General features: G+C 64.8%; 25 protein-coding genes and 1 pseudogene. 20 read left to right on the top strand and 6 right to left on the bottom strand.

The annotated features are described in order from the left end of the window. Nucleotides 1-4 precede the first annotated feature (4 nt). From argJ to F3H96_RS19320, 5 genes are all read left to right on the top strand, one after another. Nucleotides 5-1,246 (top strand): bifunctional glutamate N-acetyltransferase/amino-acid acetyltransferase ArgJ, encoded by a 1,242-nt coding sequence (argJ, locus tag F3H96_RS19340; protein ID WP_149803326.1) that lies wholly within the window; start codon nucleotides 5-7, stop codon nucleotides 1,244-1,246. Further along, nucleotides 1,246-2,025, top strand: a complete 780-nt coding sequence (locus tag F3H96_RS19335) for a GNAT family N-acetyltransferase (protein ID WP_188131457.1) — start codon at nucleotides 1,246-1,248, stop codon at nucleotides 2,023-2,025. The genes argJ and F3H96_RS19335 overlap by 1 nt, the downstream gene beginning before the upstream one ends. Then, a complete protein-coding gene (locus F3H96_RS19330) occupies nucleotides 2,022-2,444 on the top strand; it encodes a (deoxy)nucleoside triphosphate pyrophosphohydrolase (RefSeq protein WP_149803325.1) in 423 nt (140 codons plus the stop codon). The genes F3H96_RS19335 and F3H96_RS19330 overlap by 4 nt, the downstream gene beginning before the upstream one ends. 107 nt (nucleotides 2,445-2,551) lie before the next feature. Continuing rightward, nucleotides 2,552-2,872 carry a hypothetical protein gene (locus F3H96_RS19325; protein WP_149803324.1) on the top strand — a complete coding sequence of 107 codons (321 nt, stop codon included), beginning with the start codon at nucleotides 2,552-2,554 and terminating at the stop codon, nucleotides 2,870-2,872. Nucleotides 2,873-2,984: 112 nt separating this feature from the next. Then, on the top strand, nucleotides 2,985-3,164 hold the full coding sequence (locus tag F3H96_RS19320; RefSeq protein WP_149803323.1) for a Flp family type IVb pilin: 180 nt from the start codon (nucleotides 2,985-2,987) through the stop codon (nucleotides 3,162-3,164). Between the two features lie 32 nt (nucleotides 3,165-3,196). On the opposite strand, the gene F3H96_RS19315 is transcribed toward F3H96_RS19320, so the two are convergent. After that, entirely contained in the window at nucleotides 3,197-4,069 is an 873-nt protein-coding gene (locus F3H96_RS19315) for a methyltransferase domain-containing protein (protein WP_149803482.1), read from the bottom strand. Nucleotides 4,070-4,133: 64 nt separating this feature from the next. On the opposite strand from F3H96_RS19315, the gene F3H96_RS19310 reads away from it, so the two are divergent. From F3H96_RS19310 to F3H96_RS19295, 4 genes are all read left to right on the top strand, one after another. Then, the gene (locus F3H96_RS19310) at nucleotides 4,134-4,934 is read left to right on the top strand and encodes a ComF family protein (RefSeq protein WP_149803481.1); all 801 of its coding nucleotides are present in this window, start codon (nucleotides 4,134-4,136) and stop codon (nucleotides 4,932-4,934) included. 69 nt (nucleotides 4,935-5,003) lie between these two features. Beyond that, nucleotides 5,004-5,267 carry a glutaredoxin 3 gene (gene grxC / locus F3H96_RS19305; RefSeq protein WP_149803322.1) on the top strand — a complete coding sequence of 88 codons (264 nt, stop codon included), beginning with the start codon at nucleotides 5,004-5,006 and terminating at the stop codon, nucleotides 5,265-5,267. A gap of 2 nt (nucleotides 5,268-5,269) precedes the next feature. After that, the gene (locus F3H96_RS19300) at nucleotides 5,270-6,136 is read left to right on the top strand and encodes a carbon-nitrogen hydrolase family protein (protein WP_149803321.1); all 867 of its coding nucleotides are present in this window, start codon (nucleotides 5,270-5,272) and stop codon (nucleotides 6,134-6,136) included. Then, complete coding sequence (locus tag F3H96_RS19295) at nucleotides 6,133-6,558, top strand: DUF1178 family protein (protein WP_149803320.1); 426 nt, start codon at nucleotides 6,133-6,135, stop codon at nucleotides 6,556-6,558. Before F3H96_RS19300 ends, F3H96_RS19295 begins: the two co-directional genes overlap by 4 nt. A gap of 107 nt (nucleotides 6,559-6,665) precedes the next feature. On the opposite strand, the gene F3H96_RS19290 is transcribed toward F3H96_RS19295, so the two are convergent. Beyond that, nucleotides 6,666-7,151 (bottom strand): MarR family transcriptional regulator, encoded by a 486-nt coding sequence (locus F3H96_RS19290; RefSeq protein ID WP_149803319.1) that lies wholly within the window; start codon nucleotides 7,149-7,151, stop codon nucleotides 6,666-6,668. A gap of 101 nt (nucleotides 7,152-7,252) precedes the next feature. Here F3H96_RS19290 and F3H96_RS19285 point away from each other — a divergent pair, with 101 nt between their 5' ends. Continuing rightward, nucleotides 7,253-8,167 (top strand): DMT family transporter, encoded by a 915-nt coding sequence (locus F3H96_RS19285; RefSeq protein WP_149803318.1) that lies wholly within the window; start codon nucleotides 7,253-7,255, stop codon nucleotides 8,165-8,167. A gap of 23 nt (nucleotides 8,168-8,190) precedes the next feature. On the opposite strand, the gene ubiG is transcribed toward F3H96_RS19285, so the two are convergent. Further along, nucleotides 8,191-8,940 (bottom strand): bifunctional 2-polyprenyl-6-hydroxyphenol methylase/3-demethylubiquinol 3-O-methyltransferase UbiG, encoded by a 750-nt coding sequence (ubiG, locus tag F3H96_RS19280; protein WP_149803317.1) that lies wholly within the window; start codon nucleotides 8,938-8,940, stop codon nucleotides 8,191-8,193. A 193-nt stretch (nucleotides 8,941-9,133) separates the two neighbouring features. On the opposite strand from ubiG, the gene F3H96_RS19275 reads away from it, so the two are divergent. Continuing rightward, nucleotides 9,134-9,712 carry a putative glycolipid-binding domain-containing protein gene (locus F3H96_RS19275; protein ID WP_149803316.1) on the top strand — a complete coding sequence of 193 codons (579 nt, stop codon included), beginning with the start codon at nucleotides 9,134-9,136 and terminating at the stop codon, nucleotides 9,710-9,712. A gap of 25 nt (nucleotides 9,713-9,737) precedes the next feature. On the opposite strand, the gene F3H96_RS19270 is transcribed toward F3H96_RS19275, so the two are convergent. Beyond that, nucleotides 9,738-10,037, bottom strand: a complete 300-nt coding sequence (locus F3H96_RS19270) for a hypothetical protein (RefSeq protein ID WP_149803315.1) — start codon at nucleotides 10,035-10,037, stop codon at nucleotides 9,738-9,740. Between the two features lie 221 nt (nucleotides 10,038-10,258). Between F3H96_RS19270 and F3H96_RS19265 the strand changes: the two genes are divergently transcribed. From F3H96_RS19265 to F3H96_RS19230, 8 genes and pseudogenes are all read left to right on the top strand, one after another. Further along, the gene (locus F3H96_RS19265; protein WP_149803314.1) at nucleotides 10,259-11,512 is read left to right on the top strand and encodes an aspartate kinase; all 1,254 of its coding nucleotides are present in this window, start codon (nucleotides 10,259-10,261) and stop codon (nucleotides 11,510-11,512) included. 83 nt (nucleotides 11,513-11,595) lie between these two features. Next, nucleotides 11,596-13,866, top strand: a complete 2,271-nt coding sequence (ptsP, locus tag F3H96_RS19260) for a phosphoenolpyruvate--protein phosphotransferase (protein WP_149803313.1) — start codon at nucleotides 11,596-11,598, stop codon at nucleotides 13,864-13,866. An 8-nt stretch (nucleotides 13,867-13,874) separates the two neighbouring features. Further along, entirely contained in the window at nucleotides 13,875-14,954 is a 1,080-nt protein-coding gene (gene prfA, locus F3H96_RS19255) for a peptide chain release factor 1 (protein ID WP_149803312.1), read from the top strand. Then, nucleotides 14,947-15,825: a peptide chain release factor N(5)-glutamine methyltransferase gene (gene prmC / locus F3H96_RS19250; RefSeq protein ID WP_149803311.1), complete on the top strand. Its 879-nt coding sequence runs from the start codon at nucleotides 14,947-14,949 to the stop codon at nucleotides 15,823-15,825. Before prfA ends, prmC begins: the two co-directional genes overlap by 8 nt. Nucleotides 15,826-16,129: 304 nt before the next feature. Further along, a pseudogene (locus F3H96_RS19245) lies at nucleotides 16,130-16,927 on the top strand (DUF4167 domain-containing protein); the annotation flags it as partial. A gap of 489 nt (nucleotides 16,928-17,416) precedes the next feature. Then, on the top strand, nucleotides 17,417-20,023 hold the full coding sequence (gene clpB / locus F3H96_RS19240) for an ATP-dependent chaperone ClpB (RefSeq protein WP_149803309.1): 2,607 nt from the start codon (nucleotides 17,417-17,419) through the stop codon (nucleotides 20,021-20,023). A gap of 124 nt (nucleotides 20,024-20,147) precedes the next feature. After that, nucleotides 20,148-20,516, top strand: coding sequence for an MmcQ/YjbR family DNA-binding protein (locus F3H96_RS19235; protein WP_149803308.1), 369 nt, complete (start codon nucleotides 20,148-20,150; stop codon nucleotides 20,514-20,516). Between the two features lie 132 nt (nucleotides 20,517-20,648). Continuing rightward, nucleotides 20,649-22,190 (top strand): L,D-transpeptidase family protein, encoded by a 1,542-nt coding sequence (locus F3H96_RS19230; protein WP_149803307.1) that lies wholly within the window; start codon nucleotides 20,649-20,651, stop codon nucleotides 22,188-22,190. Here the strand turns inward: F3H96_RS19230 and F3H96_RS19225 are convergent. Then, nucleotides 22,164-22,796, bottom strand: coding sequence for a TMEM175 family protein (locus F3H96_RS19225; protein ID WP_149803306.1), 633 nt, complete (start codon nucleotides 22,794-22,796; stop codon nucleotides 22,164-22,166). The genes F3H96_RS19230 and F3H96_RS19225 overlap by 27 nt on opposite strands. Nucleotides 22,797-22,954: 158 nt before the next feature. Between F3H96_RS19225 and F3H96_RS19220 the strand changes: the two genes are divergently transcribed. Then, nucleotides 22,955-24,508, top strand: a complete 1,554-nt coding sequence (locus F3H96_RS19220) for an MFS transporter (protein ID WP_149803305.1) — start codon at nucleotides 22,955-22,957, stop codon at nucleotides 24,506-24,508. Nucleotides 24,509-24,564: 56 nt separating this feature from the next. On the opposite strand, the gene F3H96_RS19215 is transcribed toward F3H96_RS19220, so the two are convergent. After that, nucleotides 24,565-26,544 carry a M23 family metallopeptidase gene (locus F3H96_RS19215; RefSeq protein WP_149803304.1) on the bottom strand — a complete coding sequence of 660 codons (1,980 nt, stop codon included), beginning with the start codon at nucleotides 26,542-26,544 and terminating at the stop codon, nucleotides 24,565-24,567. Nucleotides 26,545-26,991 lie beyond the last annotated feature (447 nt).

Raw genomic sequence — 26,991 nt, 5'->3', positions numbered from 1 at the left:
CATCATGTCCGCTACGATTTCGCCGCTCGCACCGAAGAAATATCCGAAGATGCCGGTCGTCGAGGGCGTTCGCATCGCCACCGCCGAAGCGGGCATCAAGTACCGGAACCGAACCGACCTGCTCGCCATGGTCTTCGATCCGGGCACGGCTGTCGCCGGCGTCTTCACGAGGTCGAAATGTCCGTCCGCGCCGGTCGACTTCTGCCGCCAGAACCTGCCCGCCGGCAAGGCGCGCGTGCTGGTGGTCAATTCCGGCAACGCCAACGCCTTCACCGGCAAGAAGGGCAAGGCGTCGACCGCGCTGACCGGCGAGGCCGCGGCCAAGGCCGCGGGGTGCTCGGAAGGCGAAGTGTTCCTGGCCTCGACCGGAGTGATCGGCGAACCGCTCGACACCAACAAATTCAGCCATCTGCTCGCCGGCCTGGTCAAGGACGGCAAGCCGGATCTGTGGAGCGAGGCGGCCAAGGCCATCATGACCACGGATACCTATCCGAAGGTGGCGACGGCGACGGTCAGGCTTGGCGAGGCCGACGTCACCATCAACGGCATCGCCAAGGGCGCCGGCATGATCGCGCCCGACATGGCGACGATGCTGTCCTTCATCGCCACCGACGCGCCGATCGCGGCGCCCGTGCTGCAGGATCTGCTCTCGCGCGGCACGGCCAAGACCTTCAACGCGGTCACCGTCGACAGCGACACCTCGACCAGCGACACGCTGCTCATCTTCGCCACCGGTGCCGCCGGCAAGCGCGGCGCGCCCGCTATCAGCGACCCGAAGGATGCACGGCTCGGCGCATTCCGCCGGGCGCTCGGCAAGGTGCTGAAGTCGCTGGCTTTGCAGGTGGTGCGCGACGGCGAGGGCGCGCGCAAACAGGTCGAGGTCACCGTGACCGGCGCGAAATCGGCACGTTCGGCCAAACGCATTGCGCTTTCGATCGCCAATTCGCCGCTGGTCAAGACCGCGGTCGCCGGCGAGGACGCCAATTGGGGCCGCGTCGTCATGGCCGTCGGCAAGGCCGGCGAACCCGCCGACCGCGACCGGTTGTCGATCTGGTTCGGCGATAATCGCCTGGCGCATGAGGGCGAGCGCGATCCGGCCTATTCGGAGGAAGCGACCTCGGCCTATATGAAGCGCGACGATATCCGCATCCGCGCCGATCTCGGCATCGGCCGCGGCAAGGCGACGGTGTGGACCTGCGACCTCACCAAGGAATATGTCGCCATCAACGGCGATTACCGGAGCTGATGGCGCCGGTGTCGAGGCATCCGGCAAGCGTGCTGGCGGTCGTGCGCCGCTACGAGGCGGCGGGTTTTCGCGCCTGGCCGGCGGCGGCCGTCCATTATGACGGGACCTGGGTGGTTCGGCTTACGGCCGGGCACCCCGCCAAGCGTCTGAACTCGGTCAATCCGCTCGATCCGGGCGACACGCACGCCATTGAAGAGCGTATTGGCCGCGCCGCGCGGCGTTTCGATGCCTATGGCAGGCCGCTGACCTTTCGCATGTCTCCGCTGTCGGGGCAGGTGCTGTCGGCGCATCTCGACAAGGCCGGCTGGAACAAGTTCGACGAATCGCTGGTGATGCGGCTGGCGTTGAAAGAGGTCGAGCTCGGCGCGGCCATGGACCAGATTCCGCTCAAGGACATCAGCCGCTTCATCGGCGCATCGCTCAGGACCAGCGGCTCGGATGCCTCGCTTCGGCCAGGCCTGTCCGAGGTCATCGGCGCCATCCAGCCGGAGGCCGGACTGTTCGCGCTCGAAGATGGCAATGAGCCGCTGGCGACGCTGATCTGCGTTCACGACGGCGATCTTGCCGGGCTGTTCGAGGTCGCCACCGAGAAGTCGGCGCGCAAGAAAGGCCATAGCCGAAATCTCATCCTGTCGGCGCTGAAGTGGGCCAGGCTGCGCGGCGCGCGCGAGGCCTGGCTGCAGGTCGAGGCCGGCAACGCGCCGGCGCTCTCGCTCTACCGGTCGCTCGGCTTCGAGGAAGTCTATCGCTACCACTATCGACGGCCGCCGGGCGCATGAGCGAGGTTAAGCCGTCGGGAAAGCGCCTGCTGCTGGTCGCCGCCTGCGCGCTGGTCGACGCCGACCGGCGCGTGCTTCTGGCGCAGCGCCCGCAGGGCAAGCAGCTTGCCGGCCTGTGGGAGTTTCCAGGCGGCAAGGTCGAGCCCGGCGAAACGCCGGAAGAGTGCCTGGTCCGCGAGTTGCATGAGGAACTCGGCATCGAGACCGAGATTCCTTGCCTGGCGCCGCTCACCTTCGCCAGCCACTCCTACGACGATTTCCATCTCTTGATGCCGCTTTACGTCTGCCGGCGCTTTCGCGGCATCGCGCAGGCCAGGGAAGGGCAGGGGCTCAAATGGGTCAGGCCGCGGCAGATGCGCGACTATCCGATGCCGCCGGCCGATGCGCCGCTGATCCAGTTCCTCATCGATCTTTTGTGACTTCGCGGCCGCCTGCTTTAGCCAGCGTTAATGGAAGATTTATCTCGACGTGAAAGATTGCGCGAAGCCGTTTCGCGGCGATATCGTCGATGACTGGGAAACACGGGATGAGCCTTGAAAGAGACTGGGACCCGATCCGGCCCGACCGCGGCTTTCGTGCCGTGGACGCCGGCATGGGCATCCTGCGGATAACGCTTCTCTTCGGCTCGGCCGCCGTGGCGTTGGCGCTGATCGCCACGCCCTTTCTGGACAAGCAGACCCGGCCGCAGAGCGCCCGCGCCGGCTTCGCGGGCGGGCTCGACATGACCGCGACCGGATCGATCGGGCATCGCGTCGATACATATACGGTGCGGCGCAGCGTGCTGCAGCCGTTGCCCGGTTCAATCTGCGTCATCCGCAGCGACGGCAGCCGCAGCGGCGAGTGCTGACGTGGTTAACGGTTTCCACGGGACAACGGCGTTTCACCCGCTGTTAAGCTTTTGCCGTTAACCTTTCTTAACGGGTAGGACATTAGAATTTCTGCATGAGGGATCGATGATCATGAAAAACCTGCTGCAGCAATTCGTGAGGGATGAAACGGGCGCCACGGCCGTCGAATATGGCCTGATCCTTACCGTGCTGTCGCTTGTAATCATTGGCGGCGTCAGCAAGGCCGCGGATGCGCTCCAATGGCTGTTCAGCGACAACAACAGCAGGCTGGTCCAAGCTTTCTCCCCCTGACGAAGCGGGTCAGGCAACCAGAGCCGCAGGCCTCAACTCTTCGGCGGGTTCTCCAGGATCGCCTTCAGCGAGACCTTGGCCGATCCTGGCTTGAGCGGCTTTTGCTGCGAGGCGTCGGGGGCCCAACCCGACATCCAGACAATCGAAAAGCTTGCCCGGATACGGCCGTCCGGGTCCGAGAACCGCTCGGCGTAGATCTCGGCGGCGCGGGCAAACAGGCGTCTGCCGGCCGGCCGCCGGCTGCGATCGATGAGCGCGCTGGTTTCACCCATGGCGCGCAGATCGGCGGCGAGGTCGAACAGGGTATCGTAGCGCACCGCGACCGTTTCGACGTCGGCGACGGGCAGCGCCAGGCCGGCGCGCTGCAGCAGCGCACCCGCGTCGCGCACGTCGGTGAAGGGAAGGATGCGCGGGCTTGCGCCGCCGCAAAGCTCCGTCTCGGCCGCGAGCATGCTGTCACGTAGCTCCGCGAGCGTGCCCGCGCCGGCGAAAGCGCCGAGGAACAGCCCGTCCGGTTTCAGTACCCGGCGGATCTGCGCGAGCACGCCGGGAATATCGTTGATCGCGTGCAGCGACAGCAGGGAGACGACGAGATCGAGGCTGCGTTCCTCGAACGGCACGGTCTCCGGCGGCGCTACCAGGCCGGGGCCGCCGGCCAGAAACGCTTCGTCCATCTCGACACGCACGATTTCACCGACTTTGCCGCTCTCGGTGAGCACCTCGGCCGCCGCCGATGTCTGGCAGAACAGCGCGGCCGCCTTGCCGAAGCGGCGCTCGACGGCGTCCAGCCGGTCGGCAAGATCTTCCGCCGCCCGCCGCATCAGGAAATCGGCGCCTTCGACGGGGCGGGCAAGCGCCCGGCGCTTGCGCGCAAGCCAGAGCTCAGTGTCGATCAAGGGCTGCAATGAAAAGCTTCCTGTTGTCCCCGCCTGCCGGAGTGGTGTTAATGTGGCGCGGGGTTCCAATCACGTGGCCGATCCGGTGCACAAGATCAAGACCAGCGCGATCCAGCACATCACACGGCAGGCACTGGCCTGGCCGGCGCGCCTGTTGTTTCCGCCGGTTTGCGCCGGCTGTCGTCGCCATGTGTCGCAGCCTGGCGTGCTGTGCGGCGCCTGCTGGCCAAAGCTGAGGCTATTGGAGAAGCCCTGGTGTCCGGTGATGGGTACGCCCTTCGCCCATGACATGGGCGAGGGCTTTCTTTCCGCGGAAGCGATCGCCGATCCGCCGCCCTTCGAGCGGGCCCGAGCCGCCGTCGTCTATTCGGGCGTCGCGCGGCAGATGGTGCAGGAGCTGAAATATCAGGACCGGACCGACCTCGCGCCATGGATGGCAAACTGGATGATGCGCGCCGGAGCCGAGTTGATCGCGGAGGCCGACCTCGTCGTTCCGGTGCCGTTGCATTGGCGGCGCTTCTTCCGGCGCCAGTTCAACCAGTCGGCGGAACTCGGGCGAGCCGTTTCAAAGCTCAGCGGGTTGCCGTTCGAGCCATCCGCGGTCAGACGCGTGAAGCTGACGCGCCAGCAGGTCGGGCTCGAACGGCACGAGCGTGAGGAGAATGTGCGCGCCGCTTTTCGGGTGCCGCCGGACGCTGAAATCGAAATCTCGGGCCGCCGGGTGCTGGTCGTCGACGATGTCTATACCACCGGTGCCACAGTACGGGCGGTCGCCAAGGCGCTGAAGAGGGGCGGCGCCGGAGCGGTCGATATCCTCACCTTTGCCCGCGTCCTGCCCGGGGACTTTCGGCCCGACGAGTCCGCAACTATATAGGTTTGAGTTGATGTTTTGCTGCATGTCGTTTTCGCACGGGACGGCATGCGTGAGCAGGATTGCCGGCCGATGGCTGATGTGACGATCTATACCCGCATGATGTGTGGCTACTGCAATGCGGCCAAGCGGCTGCTCGACCGCAAGGGCGTGGCCTATACCGAGCACGACGCCTCGTTCTCGCCGGAATTGCGCCAGGAGATGATATCCAAGGCGCATGGCCGGACCACCTTTCCGCAGATTTTTATCGGCGGCACCCATGTCGGCGGCTGCGACGACCTCCACGAGTTGGAGTCGCAGGGCCGGCTGGACATGCTGCTCGCCAACGGGAGATGATCATGGGCACCTTCAAGGCCGCCGCCGTGCAGATGCGTTCGGGCACGAGCCCACAGCGCAACGCCGCCGACATGGAGGTTCTGGTCCGCCAGGCTGCCGGCCAAGGCGCCACCTACGTCCAGACGCCGGAAATGACCGGGGGGCTGATTCGCGACAAGCAGGCGGGAGCCGCCGCCTTCACCACCGAGGACAAGGACGTGGTCGTCGCGACCGCGCGCCGGCTGGCGAAGGAACTCGGCATTCACCTGCATGTCGGTTCGACCGCGATCCTGCGCGCCGACGGCAAGCTCGCCAACCGCGCGTTCCTGTTTTCGCCCGACGGCGCCCTGATCGCCGGCTATGACAAGATCCATATGTTCGATGTCGACCTCGACAATGGCGAGAGCTGGCGTGAATCCGCTTCCTACGAGCCGGGAACGGAAGCGGTCGTGGCCGATATCGAGGGGACGAGGCTGGGCTTTGCCGTCTGTTACGACCTGCGCTTCCCGCAGCTGTTCCGCGCCGAGGCGATGGCCGGGGCCGAGGTGCTGACGGTGCCCGCCGCTTTCACGCGCCAGACCGGCGAGGCGCATTGGCATGTGCTGTTGCGCGCCCGCGCGATCGAAAACGGCGCCTATGTCATCGCCGCCGCGCAGGGCGGCCTGCATGAGGATGGGCGCGAGACCTATGGCCATTCGCTGATCGTCGACCCGTGGGGGCGCGTCATCGCCGAGGCCGCGCATGACGAACCCGGGGTGATCGTGGCCGAGATCGGTCCGGCGCAGTCGCGCGCCGCGCGCCGCAAGATTCCCAATCTGAAGAACGCGCGGGATTTTTCCATCAACGCCGGCGATGGCGAGGCGCCGCGCCTCAGGGGTGCTGCCTCTTGATCCGTTTTTCCCTAATATGCGAACACGAGCACGAATTCGAGGCCTGGTTCCGCAGCAATGACGACTTCGACACCCAGAAGAAGCGCGGCCTCATCGACTGCCCGAGCTGCGGCTCGCATAAGATAGGGAAGGCGCTGATGGCGCCGGCCGTCTCGACGTCCCGCAAGCAGGAAAAGGTCGCCTTGGCCATGGGCGAAGCGCAGAAGCAGGCGCTGGCGCAGCTCAAGGCGCTGGCCGATAAGGTACGCGAGAATGCCGACTATGTCGGCGACAAGTTCGCCGAGGAGGCGCGCAAAATCCATTTCGGCGAGACCGATCCGCGCGGCATCTATGGCGAAGCGACGCCGGAAGAGGCGCAAGGCCTGATCGAGGACGGCGTCGAGTTCATGCCGATCCCGAGCTTTCCGGACGACCGGAACTAAAGCAATTCCAGGAAAAGTGTGACGCGGTTTTCCGTCAGGAATTGCGTCAAAACAAAGAGATAGAGCGTTTCGCCGTTCCGTGAAACGGTGAAATGCTCTGGCCGAGCTCAACTCAGGCTGACGATCAGTTTTTCCAGCAATTTCGCCAGAGTCTCGCGGTCCTCGCGCGTCAAGCCGCCAAGAATCTCATGCTCGTTGGCGACGTGGGCGGTGAGCGCTTCGTCGACGAGCTCGCGGCCTTTCGCGGTTAGCTGGACAATCACGCCGCGCCGGTCGCTTGGGTGCGGCGCGCGCTGGATCAGGCCGGCCTTTTCCAGGCGGTCGAGGCGGGCGGTCATGGCGCCGGAAGTGACCATCGTCGCCTCATAGAGATCGGTCGGCGTCAGCGCGTAAGGCTGGCCGGAACGACGCAGCGTCGCCAGAACGTCGAATTCGCCGGTCTGTAGGCCGAAGCGGGCGAAGAGGGGCGCGAGACGGTCGCGCGCGATCAGCGACGACGCTTCATTCAGGCGGCCGATCACCCCCATCGGCGAGACGTCCAGATCCGGCCGCTCTCTCCGCCATTGCTCGATCGCTCTGGTCGCACGATCCATGTGTTTCACCGTAAAGTATCTTGACATTAAGAATCTTTGCGCTATGTTACCTTAAGTTGGAATGGCCGCCAAGCGCGACCTCGCAGCGACAGGACCATTCGATGAAACCTCTCTTGGATTCGGCTCTCGGGCTCCTCGTTGTAACCGGTGGTCTTCTTGGCCTGACGCTGCCATTCGGCAAGCTGGCGACGGCCGCCGGGGTGCCGGGCATGGTCTGGGCTTTCGTCGTCTCGCTCGGCGCAGGCGGTGTGCTGTTGCTGGCGCTTCTGCTGCTTGGCGAGCGCATACGACTGACGACGCACAAGCTGCGCTATTTCTTCGTCACCGCAGCCGTGTCCTACGCCTTTCCCAATCTGTTGATGTTCTCGGCCATTCCTCATCTGGGTGCGGGATACACGGGCATCATGTTCACGCTGTCGCCGGTCATCACGCTGGTGTTCTCGATCCTGCTCGGCGTGCGGCGACCCAACCTGCTCGGTGTCATCGGCATTGCCGTTGGTTTTGTCGGCGCGGCGATGGTCGCGCTGACGCGTGGCGAGGCCGGCCAGCCGGCCGATTATTTCTGGGTGGCAATTGGCCTGCTGATCCCGGTCAGCCTCGCGGCCGGCAACATCTACCGCACGATCGACTGGCCCGAGGAGACGGGCCCGATCGAGCTCGCCGTCGGCAGCCATCTGGCATCGGCGACCTTGCTTCTCCTCGGCATCCTGACACTGTTCGGCTGGCAGGCGTTCGTTCCGCTCGGCGGCGTGCCGCTGGTGGCCGCCGGACAGGTCGCCTCGGCCTCGGCCATGTTCGCCTTCTTCTTCCGGCTGCAGGCGGTCGGCGGCCCGGTCTATCTCAGCCAGATCGGCTATGTGGCGGCCGCCGTCGGCCTGTTCGCCGGCACGATCTTCCTCGGCGAGCACTACCAGCTCCTGACCTGGCTGGGCGCAGCCATCATCACCGCAGGCGTGTTCATCACGACCAAGGCGCAAAGCCAGCCAAGCACGAAGATGCAAAGCCAGGCGGCCTGAGGACAACGCTTCGGGTTGGCCGATCAGACCGACGCTTTCTCCGCCAGCACCATGTAGTTGACGTCCATGTCCCTGGACTTCTGCCAGCGGTCGGCCAGCGGATGATAGATGACGCCGGTGCGGTCGATCACCGTGAGCCCGGCCGCCCCCAGCGCCTTTCCAAGCTCCTCCGGCCGCACCAGCTTGCCGAACTGATGCGTGCCGCGCGGCAGCCAGCGCAGGACATATTCGGCGCCGATGATGGCAAGGCCGAGCGCCTTCAGCGTACGGTTGATGGTGGCCACGAACATGATGCCGCCGGGGCGCACCATCTGGCCGCACTTGGCGACGAACAGGTCGACGTCGGCGACATGCTCGACCACTTCCATGTTGAGGATAACATCGAAGGTTTCGCCCGCATCGGCAAGCGCCTCGGCCGTGGTGGCGCGATAGTCGACGCTGACGCCGGCCTCCGCCGCATGCAGCTTCGCGACCTCGATGTTGGTGGCGGAAGCGTCGGCGCCGACGACCTCGGCGCCGAGCCGGGCCATCGGTTCGCACAAAAGCCCACCGCCGCAGCCGATGTCGAGGAAGCGCAAACCCTCGAAGGGCCGCGCCGCGCGCGGGTCGCGGCCGAAACGCGCCGCCACCTGGTCGCGGATATAGGCAAGCCGGACCGGGTTGAACTTGTGCAGCGGACGGAACTTGCCGTTCGGGTTCCACCATTCAGCGGCAAGGGCGGAGAAGCGCTCGACTTCTGCGGCATCGATGGTCGATCGGCGGGGCTCTGACATGGGCGGGTCTCCTCGAACGCTAGGAAGTCGGGTCCTCGGCGGCGAAAGTCAAGGCAGGGTTTTTCGGCTGGTGCCAGGGAGAAGTCAGCGGAAGCGCTTTGCCGACGCCCGCTCGCAGGTTTGTCACCAGGTGGCAGCTTGAAGAGCCTGCAATGGAAACAGGGCTGCTTTTGCAAGCGAAAGGAAAGGGATCATGCTCGAAAAGGAGCGAAACATGCAGGCCTCGATCCTTTGGCTCCGGCTTGACCAGGAAGGTCATGATGGCTGTCTGCTTTCAAAGGCGGGCTCCGGCTGGAGCCTGAAAGGGCAGGCTGTTTTCCTGCAGGAAGGCGCGCCGTGCGGCCTTTCCTATGAGATCGACTGCGATGCCCGATGGCGGACCCGCGCCGCGCGCGTTGCGGGATTTCTTGGCGGCGACGCGCTGCACTATCGGTTCGACAGGCTCGATGACGGCGGTTGGGTGCTCAACGGCAAGAAGCAGACGCAGGTGGCGGGCCTTATCGACCTCGACCTTGGTTTCACCCCCGCTTCGAACCTGCTGCCGATCCGACGCCTCGATCTCCGGCCCGGCGTTCCGATGCCTGCTCCCGCGGCCTATCTGGCCTTTCCCGAGCTAAGGCTCGAACGCCTCGAGCAGACTTACTGCCGCCTCGACAACAACCGTTACGCCTATGCCGCGCCGAAATTCGGTTACGATCAGGTGCTGGAGGTCTTGCCGTCCGGCTTCATCGTCGACTATCCGGGTCTCTGGAAAGCCATCGCGCTGAGTTGAGCGGCCACAGGCATCGGCCGTCCGGCTAAGGCTTCGACAGCACAACCGCCGCATGGCCCATGTCGACGCTGGCGGGGTCGATAGCCTGCATGGCCTCGCAATCGCCGATATCGGCCATGATCCGCGCGGCGGCGGCAAGGGCCTGCTCGCGGCTCTGCCACCGCACCAAATCGATCCAAGCGCCATCGTCGCGCCTGGCCAGGCAGCGGCTCAGAAAGCCAGGCTGCCCCGCCAGCCAGGCGCTGATCAGATCGTTGCCGGCGAGAAAGCCTGCCTCGGTTCCGGGCTTCAGCCGGAAGCTTACGATTTCCAGAGTCTCGCTCATAAAATCCTCCATGGAACGAATTCCAGGAGTTTATCGCATGGGAGGCCTCGGGAAGCTGTCAGGAGTCCGGGAAGCTGGTCCGGCCCCTTCCTGCCCGCCATCGCTTGCGAAGCCTTGCCGTTTTGGCTAAGGAGGCCGCGCATTCAGCGGCCGGCGCCAGCCGGGCGCTTTCTTCCCGTTTTCGGCCGTATACCGGCTTCAGTTAAAGGCATTTCGCTTCCATGGCGCGCATCGTGATGAAATTCGGCGGAACCTCCGTCGCCGACATCGCCCGCATCCGCAATGTGGCGCGCCATGTCAAACGCGAGGTCGATGCCGGCCACGACGTCGCCGTGGTGGTTTCGGCCATGGCCGGCAAGACCAACGAGCTGGTCGCCTGGACGCGTGAAGCCTCGCCGATGCACGACGCGCGCGAATATGACGCCGTGGTGGCTTCGGGCGAGCAGGTCACCGCCGGCCTTCTGGCGATCACGCTGCAGAACATGGGCGTGCATGCCCGCTCCTGGCAGGGCTGGCAGATCCCGATCAAGACCGACAACGCCCATGGCGCGGCGCGCATTCTCGACATCGACGGCGCGTTCCTGGTCAAGCGTTTCGGCGAGGGCCAGGTGGCGGTCATTGCCGGCTTCCAGGGTATCGGGCCGGACAACCGCATCGCGACGCTCGGCCGCGGCGGCTCCGACACCAGCGCCGTGGCCATCGCTGCGGCGGTCAAGGCCGACCGCTGCGACATCTATACCGACGTCGACGGCGTCTACACGACCGACCCGCGCATCGAGCCGAAGGCCCGGCGGCTGGCCAAGATTTCCTTCGAGGAAATGCTCGAAATGGCCTCGCTCGGCGCCAAGGTGCTGCAAGTGCGCTCGGTCGAGCTTGCCATGGTACACAGGGTGCGTACCTTCGTGCGGTCGTCCTTCGACGATCCCGATGCACCCGGAATGGGGGATTTGCTCAATCCGCCCGGAACGCTTATTTGCGACGAGGAAGAGATCGTGGAACAGCAGGTCGTCACCGGAATTGCCTACGCCAAGGACGAAGCGCAGATTTCGCTGCGCCGCGTCGGCGACCGTCCAGGCGTTGCCGCCGGCATCTTCGGCCCGCTGGCCGAGGCCAACATCAATGTCGACATGATCGTCCAGAACATCTCCGAGGACGGCAAGTTCACCGACATGACCTTCACCGTGCCTTCGGGCGACGTCGACAAGGCGCTTGCGGTGCTGGAGAGGCTGAAACCCGATGTCGGCTACGATGTCGTGCAGTCGGAAGCCGGCATGTCGAAGGTCTCGGTCATCGGCATCGGCATGCGCAGCCATGCCGGCGTCGCCGCCACCGCCTTCAAGGCGCTGGCCGACAAGGCGATCAACATCCGTGCCATCACCACCTCCGAGATCAAAATCTCGATACTGATCGACGGTCCATATACGGAACTCGCGGTTCGCACTTTGCATTCCGTCTACGGTCTGGATAAGCAATAGCAAGAACTGAGTCAGTTGTTGCGTGAGCGCCGGTCGCGGGAGAAACTGCGGCGGGCGAATTGCCCATTGGAGAACAAGCCGCGATGCGTGATACGGCCAGTGGCCCGCGCGTTCTGCTCAAACGGCTCCGCGAGCTCATGCAGGAGCCGCTGGAGCCGCAGGAGCGGCTCGACCGCATCGTGCGCGACATCGCCTCCAATATGGTCGCCGAAGTCTGTTCGCTCTACGTGCTGCGCGCCGACTCGGTGCTCGAACTCTACGCGACCGAGGGTCTGAACCCCAACGCCGTCCACCTGGCGCAGTTGCGGCTGGGGCAAGGCCTGGTCGGCACGATTGCCGCCAGCGCGCGGCCGCTCAATCTATCCAATGCGCAGGAGCATCCGGCCTTCGCCTACCTGCCGGAGACGGGCGAAGAGATCTACAATTCCTTCCTCGGCGTGCCGGTGCTGCGGGCCGGGCGCACGCTGGGCGTCCTGGTGGTGCAGAACAAGACCATGCGCCACTATCGCGACGACGAGGTCGAGGCGCTGGAAACGACGGCGATGGTTATCGCCGAGATGATCGCCACCGGCGATCTCGCCCGCCTGACCAAGCCGGGGCTCGAGCTCGACCTGCGCCGCCCGGTGAGCTTCACAGGCCTCGCCTTCAACGAGGGCGTCGGGCTCGGCCATGTCGTGCTGCACGAGCCGCGCATCGTCGTCACCAACCTGTTCAACGAGGACAGCGAGGAGGAAGTGCGCCGCCTCGACCGCTCGCTGGGCTCGCTCAGGCTTTCGATCGACGACATGCTGGAGCGCCGCGACGTCGCCTTCGAGGGCGAGCATCGCGAGGTGCTCGAGGCCTATCGCATGTTCGCCAACGACCGCGGCTGGGTACGGCGGCTGGAAGAGGCGATCCGCAACGGCCTGACGGCGGAAGCGGCGGTCGAAAAGGTGCAGAGCGACATGCGCGCGCGCATGCTGCACATGACCGACCCCTATCTGCGCGAGCGGATGAGCGATTTCGACGATCTCGCCAACCGGCTGCTGCGCCAGCTCATGGGGCGCGGTCCGGAGGACGTCGCCGCCTCGCTGCCCAAGGACGCCATCCTGATCGCCCGCTCGATGGGCGCGGCGGAACTGCTCGACTATCCGCGCGACAAGCTGCGCGGCCTGGTGCTGGAGGATGGCGCCGCGACCAGCCACGTGGTGATCGTGGCGCGCGCCATGGGCATCCCGGTCGCCGGACAGGTTAAGGGCGCCGTTTCCATGGCGGAAAACGGCGACGCCATCATCGTCGACGGCGAGGAAGGCACCATCCATCTGCGGCCGCAATCCGACCTGGAAGCCGCCTACGCCGAAAAGGTCCGCTTCCGTGCGCGGCGGCAGGAGGTGTATCGCGAGCTGCGCAAGAAGCCGTCCCTGACCAAGGACGGGGTTCCCGTCGATCTTCTGATGAATGCCGGCCTGGCCGTCGACCTGCCGCAGCTGACGGAGTCGGGCGCTGCCGGCATCGGCCTGTTCCGCACCGAGCTGCAGTTCATGGTCGCCTCGACCTTCCCGCGCGCCGAGGCGCAGGAGCGGCTCTACCGCGACGTGCTCGAGGCGGCGCGCGGGAAGCCGGTGACGTTCCGCACCATCGACATCGGCGGCGACAAGGTCCTCCCTTACTTCAAGGGTGCGATCCAGGAAGAAAATCCGGCGCTCGGCTGGCGGGCGATCCGGCTGACGCTCGATCGTCCAGGCCTGCTCAGGACGCAGATCCGGGCGCTGCTCAAGGCCTGCGGCGGCCGCGAGCTGAAGCTGATGCTGCCAATGGTGACCGAATTGTCCGAAATCGCGCAGGCGCGCGAGATCATCGACCGCGAGGTCCGGCACCTGTCGCGCTTTGCCCATCATTTGCCCACCAGCCTCAAACTCGGCGCGATGCTGGAAGTGCCGTCGCTGCTGTTCCAGCTCGACGAATTGATGAAGGCGGTCGATTTCGTCTCGGTCGGCTCCAACGACCTCTTCCAGTTCGTCATGGCCGTCGACCGCGGCAACACGCAGCTTGCCGACCGCTTCGACAATCTGTCGACGCCGTTCCTGCGGGTGCTGAAGATGATTGCCGATGCCGGAGTGCGCAACAACACGCCGGTGACGCTCTGCGGCGAACTCGCCGGAAAACCCATATCCGCGATGGCGCTGATCGGCCTCGGCTTCCGCTCTATCTCGATGTCGCCGGCCTCGATCGGTCCGGTCAAGGCGATGCTGACCGAACTGCCGCTGCAGGAACTGGAGGCCTTCTTCAGGGACAATCTGACGGCGCCTACCCAGGGAACGCCGATGCGGGCGCTATTGCACGCCTTTGCCGACGATCGCTCCATTCCGCTATAGCATCTACCATGATCAACCTGCCCCGCGACCGCATGGATCAAGTCGTCAAGCGTTTCGACATGCTCGAAGCGCAGATGTCGGCCGGACCCGCCGCCGATGCCTATGTCAAGATGGCCTCGGAATATGCCGACATCCAGGAGATGGTAGGCAAGATCCGCGCGTTGCGCGCCGCCGAACATGAACAGGCGGACCTCGAGGCGATGCTTGCCGACAAGGCGACCGACGCCGAGATGCGGGCGCTGGCCGAAGCGGACCTGCCACAGGTCGAGGAGCGCATCGAGGCACTGCAGAAAGATATCCAGATCCTGCTTCTGCCCAAGGACGCGGCCGACGAGAAGAACGCGATCCTCGAAATTCGCGCCGGCACCGGCGGTGACGAGGCGGCGCTGTTCGCCGGCGATCTCTTCCGCATGTATGAGCGCTACGCCGCCTCGCGCGGCTGGCGCTTCGAGGTCGTGTCGGCCAGCGAGGGCGAGGTCGGCGGCTACAAGGAAATCATCGCCTCGGTGTCGGGCAAGGGCGTTTTCGCGCATCTGAAGTTCGAGTCCGGCGTGCACCGCGTCCAGCGTGTGCCGGAAACTGAAGCCGGCGGGCGCATCCACACCTCGGCGGCGACGGTCGCCGTGCTGCCCGAGGCCGAGGAGGTCGATATTGATATCCGGGCGGAGGATATCCGCATCGACACGATGCGCGCCTCAGGATCCGGCGGCCAGCACGTCAACACCACCGACTCGGCGGTTCGCATCACCCATCTGCCGACGGGCATCATGGTGGTGCAGGCGGAGAAGTCGCAGCACCAGAACCGGGCGCGCGCCATGCAGATCCTGCGCGCGCGGCTTTACGATCTCGAACGCAGCCGCGCGGATGAAGAGCGCTCGGAATCGCGCAAATCGCAGGTTGGCTCGGGCGACCGGTCGGAGCGCATCCGCACCTATAATTTCCCGCAAGGGCGGGTCACCGACCATCGCATCAATCTCACGCTCTACAAGCTCGACCGGGTGATGATGGGCGAGCTCGACGAGGTGATCGATGCGCTGATCGCCGACCATCAATCGAAGCTGCTTGCCGATATGAGCCTCGATGGCTGATGCGCTGCCCGCCACGCTCGGGCCGCTGCTCAGGGCAGCGCGCGAGCGCCTGGCCGCCGCCGGCCTTGACGATCCGGCGCTCGATGCCAGGCTGATCGTCGAACATTTCTCGGGCACGACGCGAACCCAGGCCATTGCCGAACCGGGGCAAAAGGTGGGTTCCGCCGCGCTTTCAGATATCGAAGCGGCCCTGAGGCGTCGCGTCGCAGGCGAGCCGGTGCACCGTATCCTCGGCTATCGCGAATTCTACGGGCTGCGGCTGTCGCTGTCGCCGGAAACGCTGGAGCCGCGTCCGGACACCGAGACGCTGGTCGACGCGGTCCTGCCCTTCGCCAGGGCAACGGCTGACAGGCTCGGCGAGTGTCGCATCCTCGACCTCGGCACCGGCACCGGCGCCATCGCGCTCGCCCTGCTGAGCGCCGTTCCGGCGGCCACCGCGACAGGTGTCGACATTTCGCCCGACGCATTGGCGACCGCGGCCGGAAACGCCCGGAATCTGGGGCTCGGTGGACGCTTCAAAGCCTTGCATTCCAATTGGTTTGAAAAAGTTTCGGGCCGATACCATTTAATTGCCTCGAACCCTCCCTATATACCGGTTGGAGACATCGAAAATCTGCAGGACGAGGTCCGCGATTTCGACCCGCGCCAAGCCTTGGATGGCGGTGCGGATGGTTTGGACCCCTACAGGTTCATCGCCGCCGAAGCGGTAGGATTTCTGGAAGCGCAAGGCAAGGTAGCGGTCGAGATCGGCCACACGCAGAAAAGCGACGTAACCGGGATATTCGCGGCAGCCGGCTACCGGCTTGCGGGAGTCCATCGCGATCTCGGCGGCAACGACAGGGTTCTGGTGTTCGAGCGTGGAACCCCCTGATGCAGTGCGAAAAAACCGCTTGGCAATGTTAGGGAATGCAGTTAGGGTCCGGCTCAACCGGATGAGACGAAGCAGGCAGTGCTCCCAGCGATTCGGTTTTCCTTGGAAATAGCTGCCTTCTTGCGCAAACGACGCCCAAGCTTCGTGCGGGAATCGTCCGGCAAGTGATGTAACCGGAACAGGATGGCACGTGGCGCCAACGCAATTGATGCGGGCGAACGCCGGTGAAGAAACGAAACGGCTGGCTGCATGAGCGCCTCCGTTCGCGAAGAGTTTTCGAAAATTTCAATATGAAGAGAGTCGAATGAGGCCACAACAGCAGAACAGGCGCATGCGCGGTCGCAACAACAATGGCGGCGGTGGCAACAACAACAACCGCAAGGGGCCAAATCCCCTGACCCGCACTTACGAGAGCAACGGCCCGGACGTGAAGATCCGCGGATCGGCTCAGCAGATCGCCGAAAAATACGCCACACTCGCCCGTGACGCGCAAAGCTCCGGCGACAGGGTGATCGCGGAGAACTATCTCCAGCACGCCGAACACTACAATCGCATCATCGCCGCCGCACAGGCGCAGATGCCGATCCAGAACGCCCAGCAGAACCGCGACGACTTCGACGACGACCTCGATGAGGACCGCGACGAGTTCGACAATGTCGGCAACAGTGGCGCCGAGGCGCCGGCCGCGGCGAACGGCTCCGGGCCACAGCCTGTCATCGAAGGCACGCCGGCGGAACTCGCCTACAACCAGGAAAGCGGTCGCGACAACAACAACCGTCGCGACAATAACCAGCGCGACAACAATGGCCGCGACCGGCACCGCCGCAACGGCGGCTACGGCCAGAACGGTCAGCGTGGCGAAAATGGCCAGCGCGGCGAGCATGGCGGCCAGCAGTTCGACCAGAACCGCCGCAATGAGGCGCAGGCACAGCCCGAGGCGGCCGGCGAGGCCGGACCCCAGGCCGAGCAGGCGCCACAGTTCGACGGTTTCTCGCCGGCGGCGCTTGCCGCCCAGGCCGAGCTCAACGAAGCCGCCTTGGACAATGGCGGCGGTCGCCGGCCACGGCGCCCGCGGCGCCAGCGCGGCACCTATGCCGATCAGGCCGGTAATAGCGAGCAGGGCGACGTGCCGGAGAACTCGAGCCGCGAAAGCGCCGAAAGCTCAAGCGCTGAAAGCTCGGGCCCCGCAAGTTCGGGCCCCACAAGTTCGGGCGAAGAGCGCAACGCGGCGAGCAAAGGCGATGACGTCGTCGCCAAACCCGCCGAAGCCGCGAACCGGGCAAGCGAGCCCGTTGCCAGCGAGCCGGCGCCAGCTGGCAGCGAGCCCGTGGCTCCCGGCGAGCCTGTGGCCGCCGACGCAAACAACTGATTCAGACGTCCTTTCAGGCATTGCAGACGGCGGAGAGCATTCTCCGCCGTTTTTGTTTTTGCAGCGGTGGAATAATATGGCGCGCCGATAGCCAAACGTCTTGAGAGCCTGGCGTCCCCGCACCATATCTCGCCAGGAACTGGGCTCGGCTCTTATGAGCGGGTCCGTCACCGCAATCTGATCCGGTGCCGCAAAGCGGGCCGGTGATGGAAGGAGACAAGAATGAATCTTGAAAAATATTCGGAGCGCGTGCGCGGTTTCATCCAATCCGCACAGACCATGGCGCTCTCGCGCAACCACCAGCAATTCACCCCCGAACATATTTTGAAGGTGCTCGTCGACGATGACGAAGGCCTTGCCGCGTCCTTGATCGAGCGTGCCGGCGGCAATGTCCGCGACGTCAAGCTCGGCGTCGAGGCGGCGCTCGAGGCCATGCCCAAGGTCGAAGGCGGCAATGGCCAGCTCTATCTCGCGCAGCCGCTCGCCAAGGTGTTTTCGACCGCCGAGGACCTGGCCAAGAAGGCCGGCGACAGTTTCGTCACCGTCGAGCGGCTGCTGCAGGCGCTCGTCATGGAGAAGTCGGCCAAGACCGCCGACATCCTGTCCAAGGCAGGCGTCACCGCGCAGGCGCTCAACCAGGCCATCAACGACATCCGCAAGGGTCGCACCGCCGATTCGGCCAGCGCCGAGCAAGGTTACGACGCACTGAAGAAGTACGCGCGCGATCTCACTGCCGACGGCCGCGCCGGCAAGCTCGATCCGGTCATCGGCCGCGATGACGAGATCCGCCGCACCATCCAGGTGCTGTCGCGGCGCACCAAGAACAACCCCGTGCTGATCGGCGAGCCGGGCGTCGGCAAGACGGCGATCGCCGAGGGCCTGGCGCTGCGCATCGTCAACGGCGACGTGCCGGAATCGTTGAAGGACAAGCAATTGATGGCGCTCGACATGGGCGCGCTGATTGCCGGTGCCAAATATCGCGGCGAGTTCGAGGAGCGGCTGAAGGCAGTGCTCAACGAGGTCACGTCGGCCAACGGCAACATCATCCTGTTCATCGACGAGATGCACACTCTGGTCGGCGCCGGCAAGGCTGACGGCGCGATGGACGCGTCCAACCTGTTGAAGCCCGCACTGGCGCGTGGCGAGCTGCACTGCGTCGGCGCGACCACGCTCGACGAATACCGCAAGCATGTCGAAAAGGATCCGGCGCTTGCCCGCCGTTTCCAGCCCGTCTTCGTCGACGAGCCGACGGTGGAAGACACGGTCTCGATCCTGCGCGGGCTGAAGGAGAAGTACGAGCAGCACCACAAGGTGCGCATCTCCGATTCGGCCCTGGTGTCGGCGGCGACGCTTTCCAATCGCTACATCGCCGACCGCTTCCTGCCGGACAAGGCGATCGACCTCGTCGACGAGGCGGCGTCCAGGCTGAGGATGCAGGTCGATTCCAAGCCCGAGGCGCTGGACGAGATCGACCGCCGCATCATGCAGCTCAAGATCGAGCGCGAAGCGCTGAAAGTCGAGAAGGACGAAGCCTCGAAGGACCGGCTTGCCCGCCTGGAGAAGGAACTCGCCGACCTCGAAGAGGAATCGACCGAGCTGACCACGAAGTGGCAGGCCGAAAAACAGAAGCTTGGCCTTGCCGCCGACCTGAAGAAGCAGCTTGACGAGTCGCGCAACGAACTGGCGATCGCCCAGCGCAAGGGCGAGTTCCAGCGCGCGGGCGAGCTTGCCTATGGCAAGATCCCGGAGCTCGAGAAGAAGCTCAAGGAGGCCGAAGCGCAGGACGGCAAGACCAGTATGGTGGAAGAGGTGGTCACGCCCGATCACGTAGCGCATGTCGTGTCGCGCTGGACCGGCATTCCGGTCGACAAGATGCTGGAAGGACAGCGCGAGAAGCTGCTGCGCATGGAAGACGAGATCGGCATGCGCGTCGTCGGCCAGGGCGAAGCCGTGCAGGCGGTGTCCAAGGCGGTGCGGCGCGCCCGCGCCGGGCTGCAGGATCCGAACCGGCCGATCGGCTCGTTCATGTTCCTCGGGCCGACCGGCGTCGGCAAGACCGAGCTGACCAAGGCGCTGGCCAGCTTCCTGTTCGACGACGAAACGGCACTCGTGCGCATCGACATGTCGGAGTTCATGGAGAAGCACTCCGTCGCCCGGCTGATCGGCGCGCCTCCCGGCTATGTCGGCTACGAGGAAGGCGGCGCGCTCACCGAAGCGGTGCGGCGCCGGCCCTACCAGGTCGTGCTGTTCGACGAAATCGAGAAGGCGCATCCGGACGTGTTCAACGTGCTCCTACAGGTGCTCGACGACGGCCGCCTGACCGACGGTCAGGGTCGCACGGTCGATTTCCGCAACACGCTGATCATCATGACCTCCAATCTCGGCGCCGAATATCTGGTCAATCTCAGCGAAGACCAGGATGTCGATGCCGTGCGCGACGAGGTGATGAGCGTGGTGAGGGCCTCGTTCCGGCCGGAGTTCCTCAACCGCGTCGACGAGGTGATCCTGTTCCACCGGCTGCGCCGGCAGGACATGGACCGGATCGTCGAGATCCAGCTCAAGCGGCTGGAGAACCTGCTCGTCGATCGCAAGATCACGCTATCGCTGGATCACGACGCGGTCGAGTGGCTGGCGTCGAAGGGCTACGACCCGGCCTATGGCGCCAGGCCGCTGAAGCGGGTGATGCAGAAGGAACTGCAGGATCCGCTGGCGGAGAAGATCCTGCTCGGCGAAATCCTCGACGGTTCGACCGTCAAGGTCACCGCGGGCTCCGATCGGCTGAACTTCCGCTCGAAGCCGACCGTGGTGGCGACGGAGGCCGCCGCCTGAACCCGCGAGCAGGTTGGAATGATTGCAAGCGCGTCGCATCGAACCGGTGCGGCGCGCTTTGTTATTTTTGGTGACCGCGCACGGTCAGCTGCCGGTCTCGATGGATAAGGAAGGGGAGCCTTCGATGAAGCTCGACGACTATAACGGATTCTGCGCTTCGCTGCCGGCGACGACCCACGTGGTCCAGTGGGGCGGCGCCCATGTCTGGAAAGTCGGCGGCAAGGTGTTTGCCATTGGTGGCTGGAACGATGGTGGGCAGCAGCTGTTCGTCACCTTCAAATGCTCCGAGATGGCCTATGACGTGCTGAAGGATCAGCCCGGATGCCGGCCGGCGCCCTATCTCGCCTCGCGCGGCATGAAATGGATCCAGCGTCAGACAAGCCAAAGCGTGGATGATGCCGCGCTCGAGGACTATCTGCGCGAGAGCCATCGCCTGGTGGTCCTCAAGCTGACCAGACAGGCACGCAAGGAATTGGGGCTCGCCGCAAGCTAGCCGATATTCCCCAAGCACCGGAAAACCGCCATCTTCATGCCCGGTTCATATTGGAACTTTAATTTGGGTAGCTGGTTTGCTGGCGAAGGTTCGCCCGCCGGATGCCCGAGTCGACCGGAGAGCTTGACCCCCATGCTGCGCTTGATTTTCCCCCTTTCGGCACTCGCGGCCGGGCTGGTGTGTTCCAGTGCGTTCGCCACGCCGAACGTGGACGGCGCGCCGAGCGCGCGCCCGGTTGAGCGCGGCGCGCTGATGCTGGCCCAGGAAGGCAATATCGACATCTACTACGACGCCAGGGGCAACCGAGTGCTGGTCGATGCCGACACCGGCAAGGTGATCGCCATCCAGCCGCCGGGAAGCAGGCTCGACCGCCGTGCGTTGCGCCGGCAGATGCGCATGCAGGAACTCGGCCGTGCGCCGGCCGAGGACGACGACCGTTATTATCTCGACAATCCCGAGGACATGGCTCGCTTCCGCCGCCGGCAGCTGGAGGAGAATGGCCGGGTCATCCCGCCGCCGGTCGACGAATACGATCCCACCGATGACAATTCCGTCGATGCCTATCCGCCGGCGCCCAGCAATGATGAAGGCTATGCCACCACCTATCCGGAGGCGCCGAAGTCGGACACCATCAAGCGCCAGCCGCTGAGCGAGGCGTCGATCGATTCGGAGCAGCCGGGCCAGGGGGAGGTCTTGCAGACCAATCCGGACTCCCAGGCTTCATTGCCGCCCAACACAGGCGGCAAGGCCACGGTCGATCCGTCGCTGTCGCTCGGGGTGCGCCAGGACGTTGCGGCGCTGCAGGTGCTGCTCGATCGCGGCGGCGCTTCGCCGGGCGTGATCGACGGGCGCTTTGGCTCGAACGTCGACAAGGCGTTGGCCGCCTACAACGAAATAAACGGCAGCAATTTGAAATCGACCGATGCGGTGGGCATCCAAGCGGCACTTGCGCAGTCCGGCGGCGACGCTTTTGCCTCCTATACCATCACGCCGGAAGATGTGGCCGGCCCTTACGTCGCCTCGATCCCGGAAGACTACAGCCAGAAGGCCAAGCTCGACCGCATGGGCTACACCTCGGTCACCGAGGCGCTGGCCGAACGCTTCCATATGGACGAGACCTACCTGAAGTCGATCAACAAGGGCGTGGACTTCAATCGCCCGGGCACGACGATCAAGGTGGCCAATTTCGGCAAGCTGGTGTCGACGCCGGTGGCGCGCATCGTCGCCGACAAGACCAAGAAGGAAGTCTACGCCTATGATGCGGGCGGTAAGCTGGTGGCGGCCTATCCGGCAACGATCGGCTCGGCCGACACGCCATCGCCGACCGGCATTCATGCCGTCTCGCGCATCGCGCTCGACCCGAACTACACCTACAATCCGAACATCAATTTCAAGCAGGGCCAGAACGACAAGATCCTGACCGTTCCGCCGGGGCCGAACGGCCCGGTCGGCTCGGTGTGGATCGCGCTCGACAAGCCGACCTACGGCATCCATGGGACGCCGGAGCCCTCGAAGATCGGCAAGACCGAAAGCCATGGCTGCGTGCGCCTGACCAATTGGGACGCGCGCGAGCTCGCAAAGCTGGTGTCGCCCGGCGTCACCGTGGAGTTCCTTGGCGGACCATCAATCGCGGATGTCGGCGGGACGTCAACCGATGAGTTTACGCAGCAATGAGCTGCGCGGCGCGGCGGCATAGATGAGCTGTGCCACCAGGATGAAGGCGATGCTGAGCAGCGGCGCGACAAGGCAAAGCGCTGCTCCGGTCGCCCACAGGATCTGCGCCTTGACGATTCGCTGGTAGACGGCGCGCCGCGTTTCTGCGTCCACATCCTCGGCGATCATGCCGTTGCTGTCGGCGTACCACCAGCTCGCGAACAGCGAAGCGCCCAGCATCAACAGGTTCAGCCAGTAGACCAGAACCGCGACCCTGAACTCCAGGAAATCGGCCAAAAGATCGGTGGAGAACGGCAAGAGCGCGATGAAGGCGAGAAAGCACAGGTTCAATGTCGCGAGCCGCCGGTCCGACCTCGCGATCAGGCCGTGCTGTGCCTGCTGGCCGAACCAGAAGATGGTGAGCGTCAGGAAGCTCAGCGCATAGGTCAGGAATCGCGGCGCCAGCGCAAGGATCGCGCCAAGCAACTCGCCTTCCGAATGCACCGCTTGATGCGAAGGCACCCTGATCTCGAGCACGATCAAGGTGAGCGCAATGGCGAAGACTCCGTCGGTTATGCCGACGACACGTCCGCGTCCTTCCGCCGACGGTTCAAGCGGCCGCTTCATGGGCTCCCCTCCACACGCAATGCCGGAACCTAGCACGCGATCGCGGTTTGCATCAGGATTGGTGCTCACCTCGCCATGCGGCGAGTACTATCTGGTTTCAAGAACAGCGATGCTCTGGCTTGTTGTTGCATTCACGCAAGAGGGTTAAGCAGGGACCCATGTCTTCCGCGAACGAAACAACCGCTGATTTGCATTCGCGCGCGCGCGCGAACGGCACGTTCTGTCCTCAGACGCGGCGAAAATTCGTGCTGGTGGCGGCGATCCTCGCTTCGGCGCTCGGTTTCATCGACGGCTCGATCCTGGCGATCGCCATGCCGGCTTTACGCGCCGATCTCGGCGCCAGCCTGGTGGAAGCGCAGTGGATTTCCAACGCCTATGCGCTGACCCTTTCGGCGCTCATCCTGGCGGGCGGTGCCGCCGGCGACCGATTTGGGTTGCGGCGCGCCTTCGTCACCGGGATCGCGCTGTTCATCGCTGCGTCGCTCGCTTGCGCCTTGGCGCCCGATCCCGCCGTGCTGATCGCCTTTCGCGCCATCCAGGGCATCGGTGCTGCGATCATGGTGCCAGGCAGCCTCGCCATTATCGCCAAAGCCTATCCAAAGAAGGAGCGTGGCCGGGCGATAGGCATCTGGGCCGCCGCATCGGCGCTGACGACGGCGCTTGGGCCGGTGCTGGGCGGCTTTGTCCTTTCGACTTTCGGCGACGGCGTCTGGCGCGCGATCTTTGCCATCAACCTGCCGCTCGGGCTGATCTCGATCTACCTGCTGCTGGCCAAGGTGCCGGCCGACGAGCCGACCGAAAAACGCAGCCTCGACCTCGGCGGAGCCGGGCTCGCGACGCTAGCCTTCGGCTTTCTCGCCTACGGCTTGACGGCAATGAATGCCGAAGGCGCCGGGTTGATGTCGGGGCCGGCAATCGTTGCCGGCGCGGCGCTGCTGTTTGTTTTCATCTTTTATGAACTCAGGAAGCGGGACCCGATGATCGATCTCGGCCTGTTCCGCATCAGGGCCTTTGCCGGCGCCAATCTGGCGACATTCTTCCTTTATTTCGCGCTGTCGGCCAACCTGTTCTACCTGCCGATGCTTTTGATCGCCGGCTGGCGACTGAGCGAGGCCGAGGTCGGTTTCATCTTCCTGCCGCTGTCGGCGTCGATCGCGCTTCTGTCGGGGCCGGTCGGCCAGTGGTCGGATCGCATAGGTCCGCGCTTTCCGATCGTCAGCGGCAGCATGGTCGTCGCCATCGCCTTCGCCGGCCTCGCCGTGCTCACCCATTTCGGCATTCACGATTTCTGGATCGGGACCTTTCCGCTGATGGCGCTGATGGGACTTGGCATGGCGCAAGTCGTGTCACCGCTGTCGACCGCGGTCATGACATCGGTCGAGGACAAGGACACCGGGGCTGCATCCGGGATCAACAATGCGGTGTCGCGCGTCGGCGGCCTTATCGCCGTCGCGGCAATGGGTTCGCTCGCGGCGATCGTCTATGCACGCATGACCGGTGGCATGTCAGGCGTTCCCGGCTTTGGTGAGCCGGCACCGGCCGGACTGGCCGCCGATGTTGACGCGGCGAGAGTTGCAGCAGGCGATTCGGCATTTGCCGCGGTTGCGGCGGTCACGGCGCTCCTTTGCCTGCTGTCATCGGCCATCGCCTGGTTTACGGTGCCCGGGCAGGCGTCGCCTTGGCCGCGGCGGTCAGATGATTCGCTTGGTTAGAGCGGTTTTGACGCAATTCCGGACGGAAAGCCGCTCCGCCCCTGTCCCGGAACCGGTCAGTTCGGAAGCTGCGAATCGGTCTTGGCGCTGGCAACTTTCAGCGAGTTGCCGTCTTCCTGCTTGAGAAGATCGTCGATGCGTTCGCGCTCGCGCTTGAAGGCGACGAGGTCGTCGCCCTTCAGCACCTTGCCGACCGGCAGGCGCACGCGCATCGAATCAACCTTGGTGCCGTTGACGATCAGCTCGTAGTGAAGATGCGGGCCGGTGGAGAGGCCGGTCTGGCCGAGATAGCCGATCACCTGGCCCTGCCGGACATGAACGCCAGGCTCGATGCCTTGGGCGAAAGCGCTCTGGTGATTGTAGGACGTCTCGTAGCCATTGGCATGGCGGATGATGATCTGCTTGCCGTAGCCGCCGGCCCAGCCGGCCTTCTCGACGACTCCGTTGCCGGCGGCGATGATCGGCGTGCCGATCGGCGCGGCCCAGTCGGTGCCGGTATGCATGCGGACATAGCCGAGAATCGGGTGCCGCCGCGCGCCGAAGCCGGAGGTGAAGCGACCGTTGGGCAGGGGGTTGCGCAGCAGGAACTGCTTCGCGCTCGACCCGTTCTCGTCGAAATAGTCGGTGCTGCCGTCCTGCATCTGGAAGCGATAGAAGTTGCGCGTCTGGCCGCCGAAGGTGGCCGAGACGTAGAGAAGCTCGGAATTGTCGGAAGTCTGGTCGTCGCCGTCGGGCTGCGAGAACAGGACTTCGAGGCGGTCGGCCGGCGAAAGCCGCGACTGGAAATCGACGTCGGAGGCGAGAAGCTTGATCAGCTTCTGCGTCATTGTCTTCGACATGCCGTAGGAATAGGCGGTGCGGTAGATGCCGTCATAGACGTTGGGCAGGTTGGCGCGCACCACCACTGGCTGCGAATCGTCGAACGCCGTCAGCAATTCGGGATTGGGGTCCGGCTCCTGCGCCGGCACGAACTGTCCGCGATCGTCGAGTGCGATGGTGACGATGTGGGTGGTGCGGTCGTAGACGCTGGTGCGGACCACCTTGGCGATATCGCCGCGTACTTCGAGGCCGACGCGCAGTACCGTTCCGGCCTTGAGCGCCGTTGCGTTCAAGAGCTTGCCGATCGCCTGCGCCATGCCGGTGGCGTCATCGCCGGTATAGCCTGAATCGGCGAAGGCCTCGGCTATATCGGTATCGCTGGTGAAAGGGATGATTTCCTCGGCGAAGGCCGGCGCCTGATCGTCCGGCGTGGCGCGCGGCGCCACCGAAACGTTTTCTTGCGTGATCTTCACATCATATGAGCCGGCCATCGATTCGGCGAAGGCATCGCCGAATCGCTGCGGATCGATATAGTGCAGCGCGGCCACCTGGACGGCGCCGTCGCTCAAGCCGTTGCTGGCGTCCCGCACCACCTTTTCCACTTCGTCGGCGGAAAGATCGCTCTTCTCGTCGAAGGAGGCCGTCTCGATCGGGAAATCGACCGTCTTCAGGCTCATCTCGCTTTCGACCTTGGCGCCGTAGATCTGTCCGGCGGCCGCGGTGGCCGTCGCCGGCTGGGCGTTGTCGTCGCCGTCGTCGCCGAAGACCTGCAACGGGTCGAATGGCGGGTAGGGGCGGTTGGTGGTGTGGCCGGCCGCCAAGGCCATCTTGATCTGCACGAAAGGCATGGTGTGGATAACGTCACGGTCGCCGACCTTGGTGACCATCGACACTTCCATGCGCCGCCGGTCCTTTGCCCGGGCGATCTGGCGCGGCGCGACCAGCCTGGTGGTCTTGGCCTGCTCGCCGGAATCGTCGCCGCCGCCGGCAAGGCCGATGAGCTCGGCGATTTCGGGCGGCGTCGCCAGCTGCTGGCGGCCATCCAGGGCGGCGAACAGGGCCACGCCCATCAAGACACTCGACGTCACACCCGTCAGGAAAGTGCCCGACAGCCAGCGGGCCGAGACCTCGCGGCGGTCAGGCGGACCGCTGCGGCCGTCCGCGATCAGCGGCGGCTCGTTGCCGAGTTCGGCTATGACCTCTTCGGTGTCCGGCATCCAGAAAGGCTGCTTCTTCCCCAGGCGAACGGCTTGTCGTTGTCGTTGCGGCCATGACATTTGCCTGTCACGACGGTTGAAGTCAACGAAGCGGCAAGCCGGGGCCGATATCCCCAATCACGCGCCCCTTGCGCAGGGCGCCCTGTCGTCCGTCGTCGGCGCGCCTGGTACGTACGCGCGCGCCTTCCTTATATGGGCCGGTTTCACGCCTCAATGCGGCGGCAATAGGGCTCGTTGTGGATGACCCAAGGGCTGCCGCGACGGCAGTCGGCTATCGAAAAAGGCGGCCGAAAAATTCGTCGCAAAAAATTCAAAAAAGTTCGAAATCGGTGTTGACGCGTCGAGGGACCTCCGACTATATACGCCCCACGAACGAGGGCGGTGCGCCGCTGGCGACGAAGAAGTTCGCTTCTAAATCTGCCCTCTGCGAAATTCAAGAGAGCCGCG

The organism is Mesorhizobium sp. NFR06 (assembly GCF_900115245.1).
In the GTDB taxonomy this organism is placed as follows: Bacteria; Pseudomonadota; Alphaproteobacteria; order Rhizobiales; family Rhizobiaceae; genus Mesorhizobium.
This window is presented reverse-complemented; position numbering and strand designations above follow the sequence as displayed.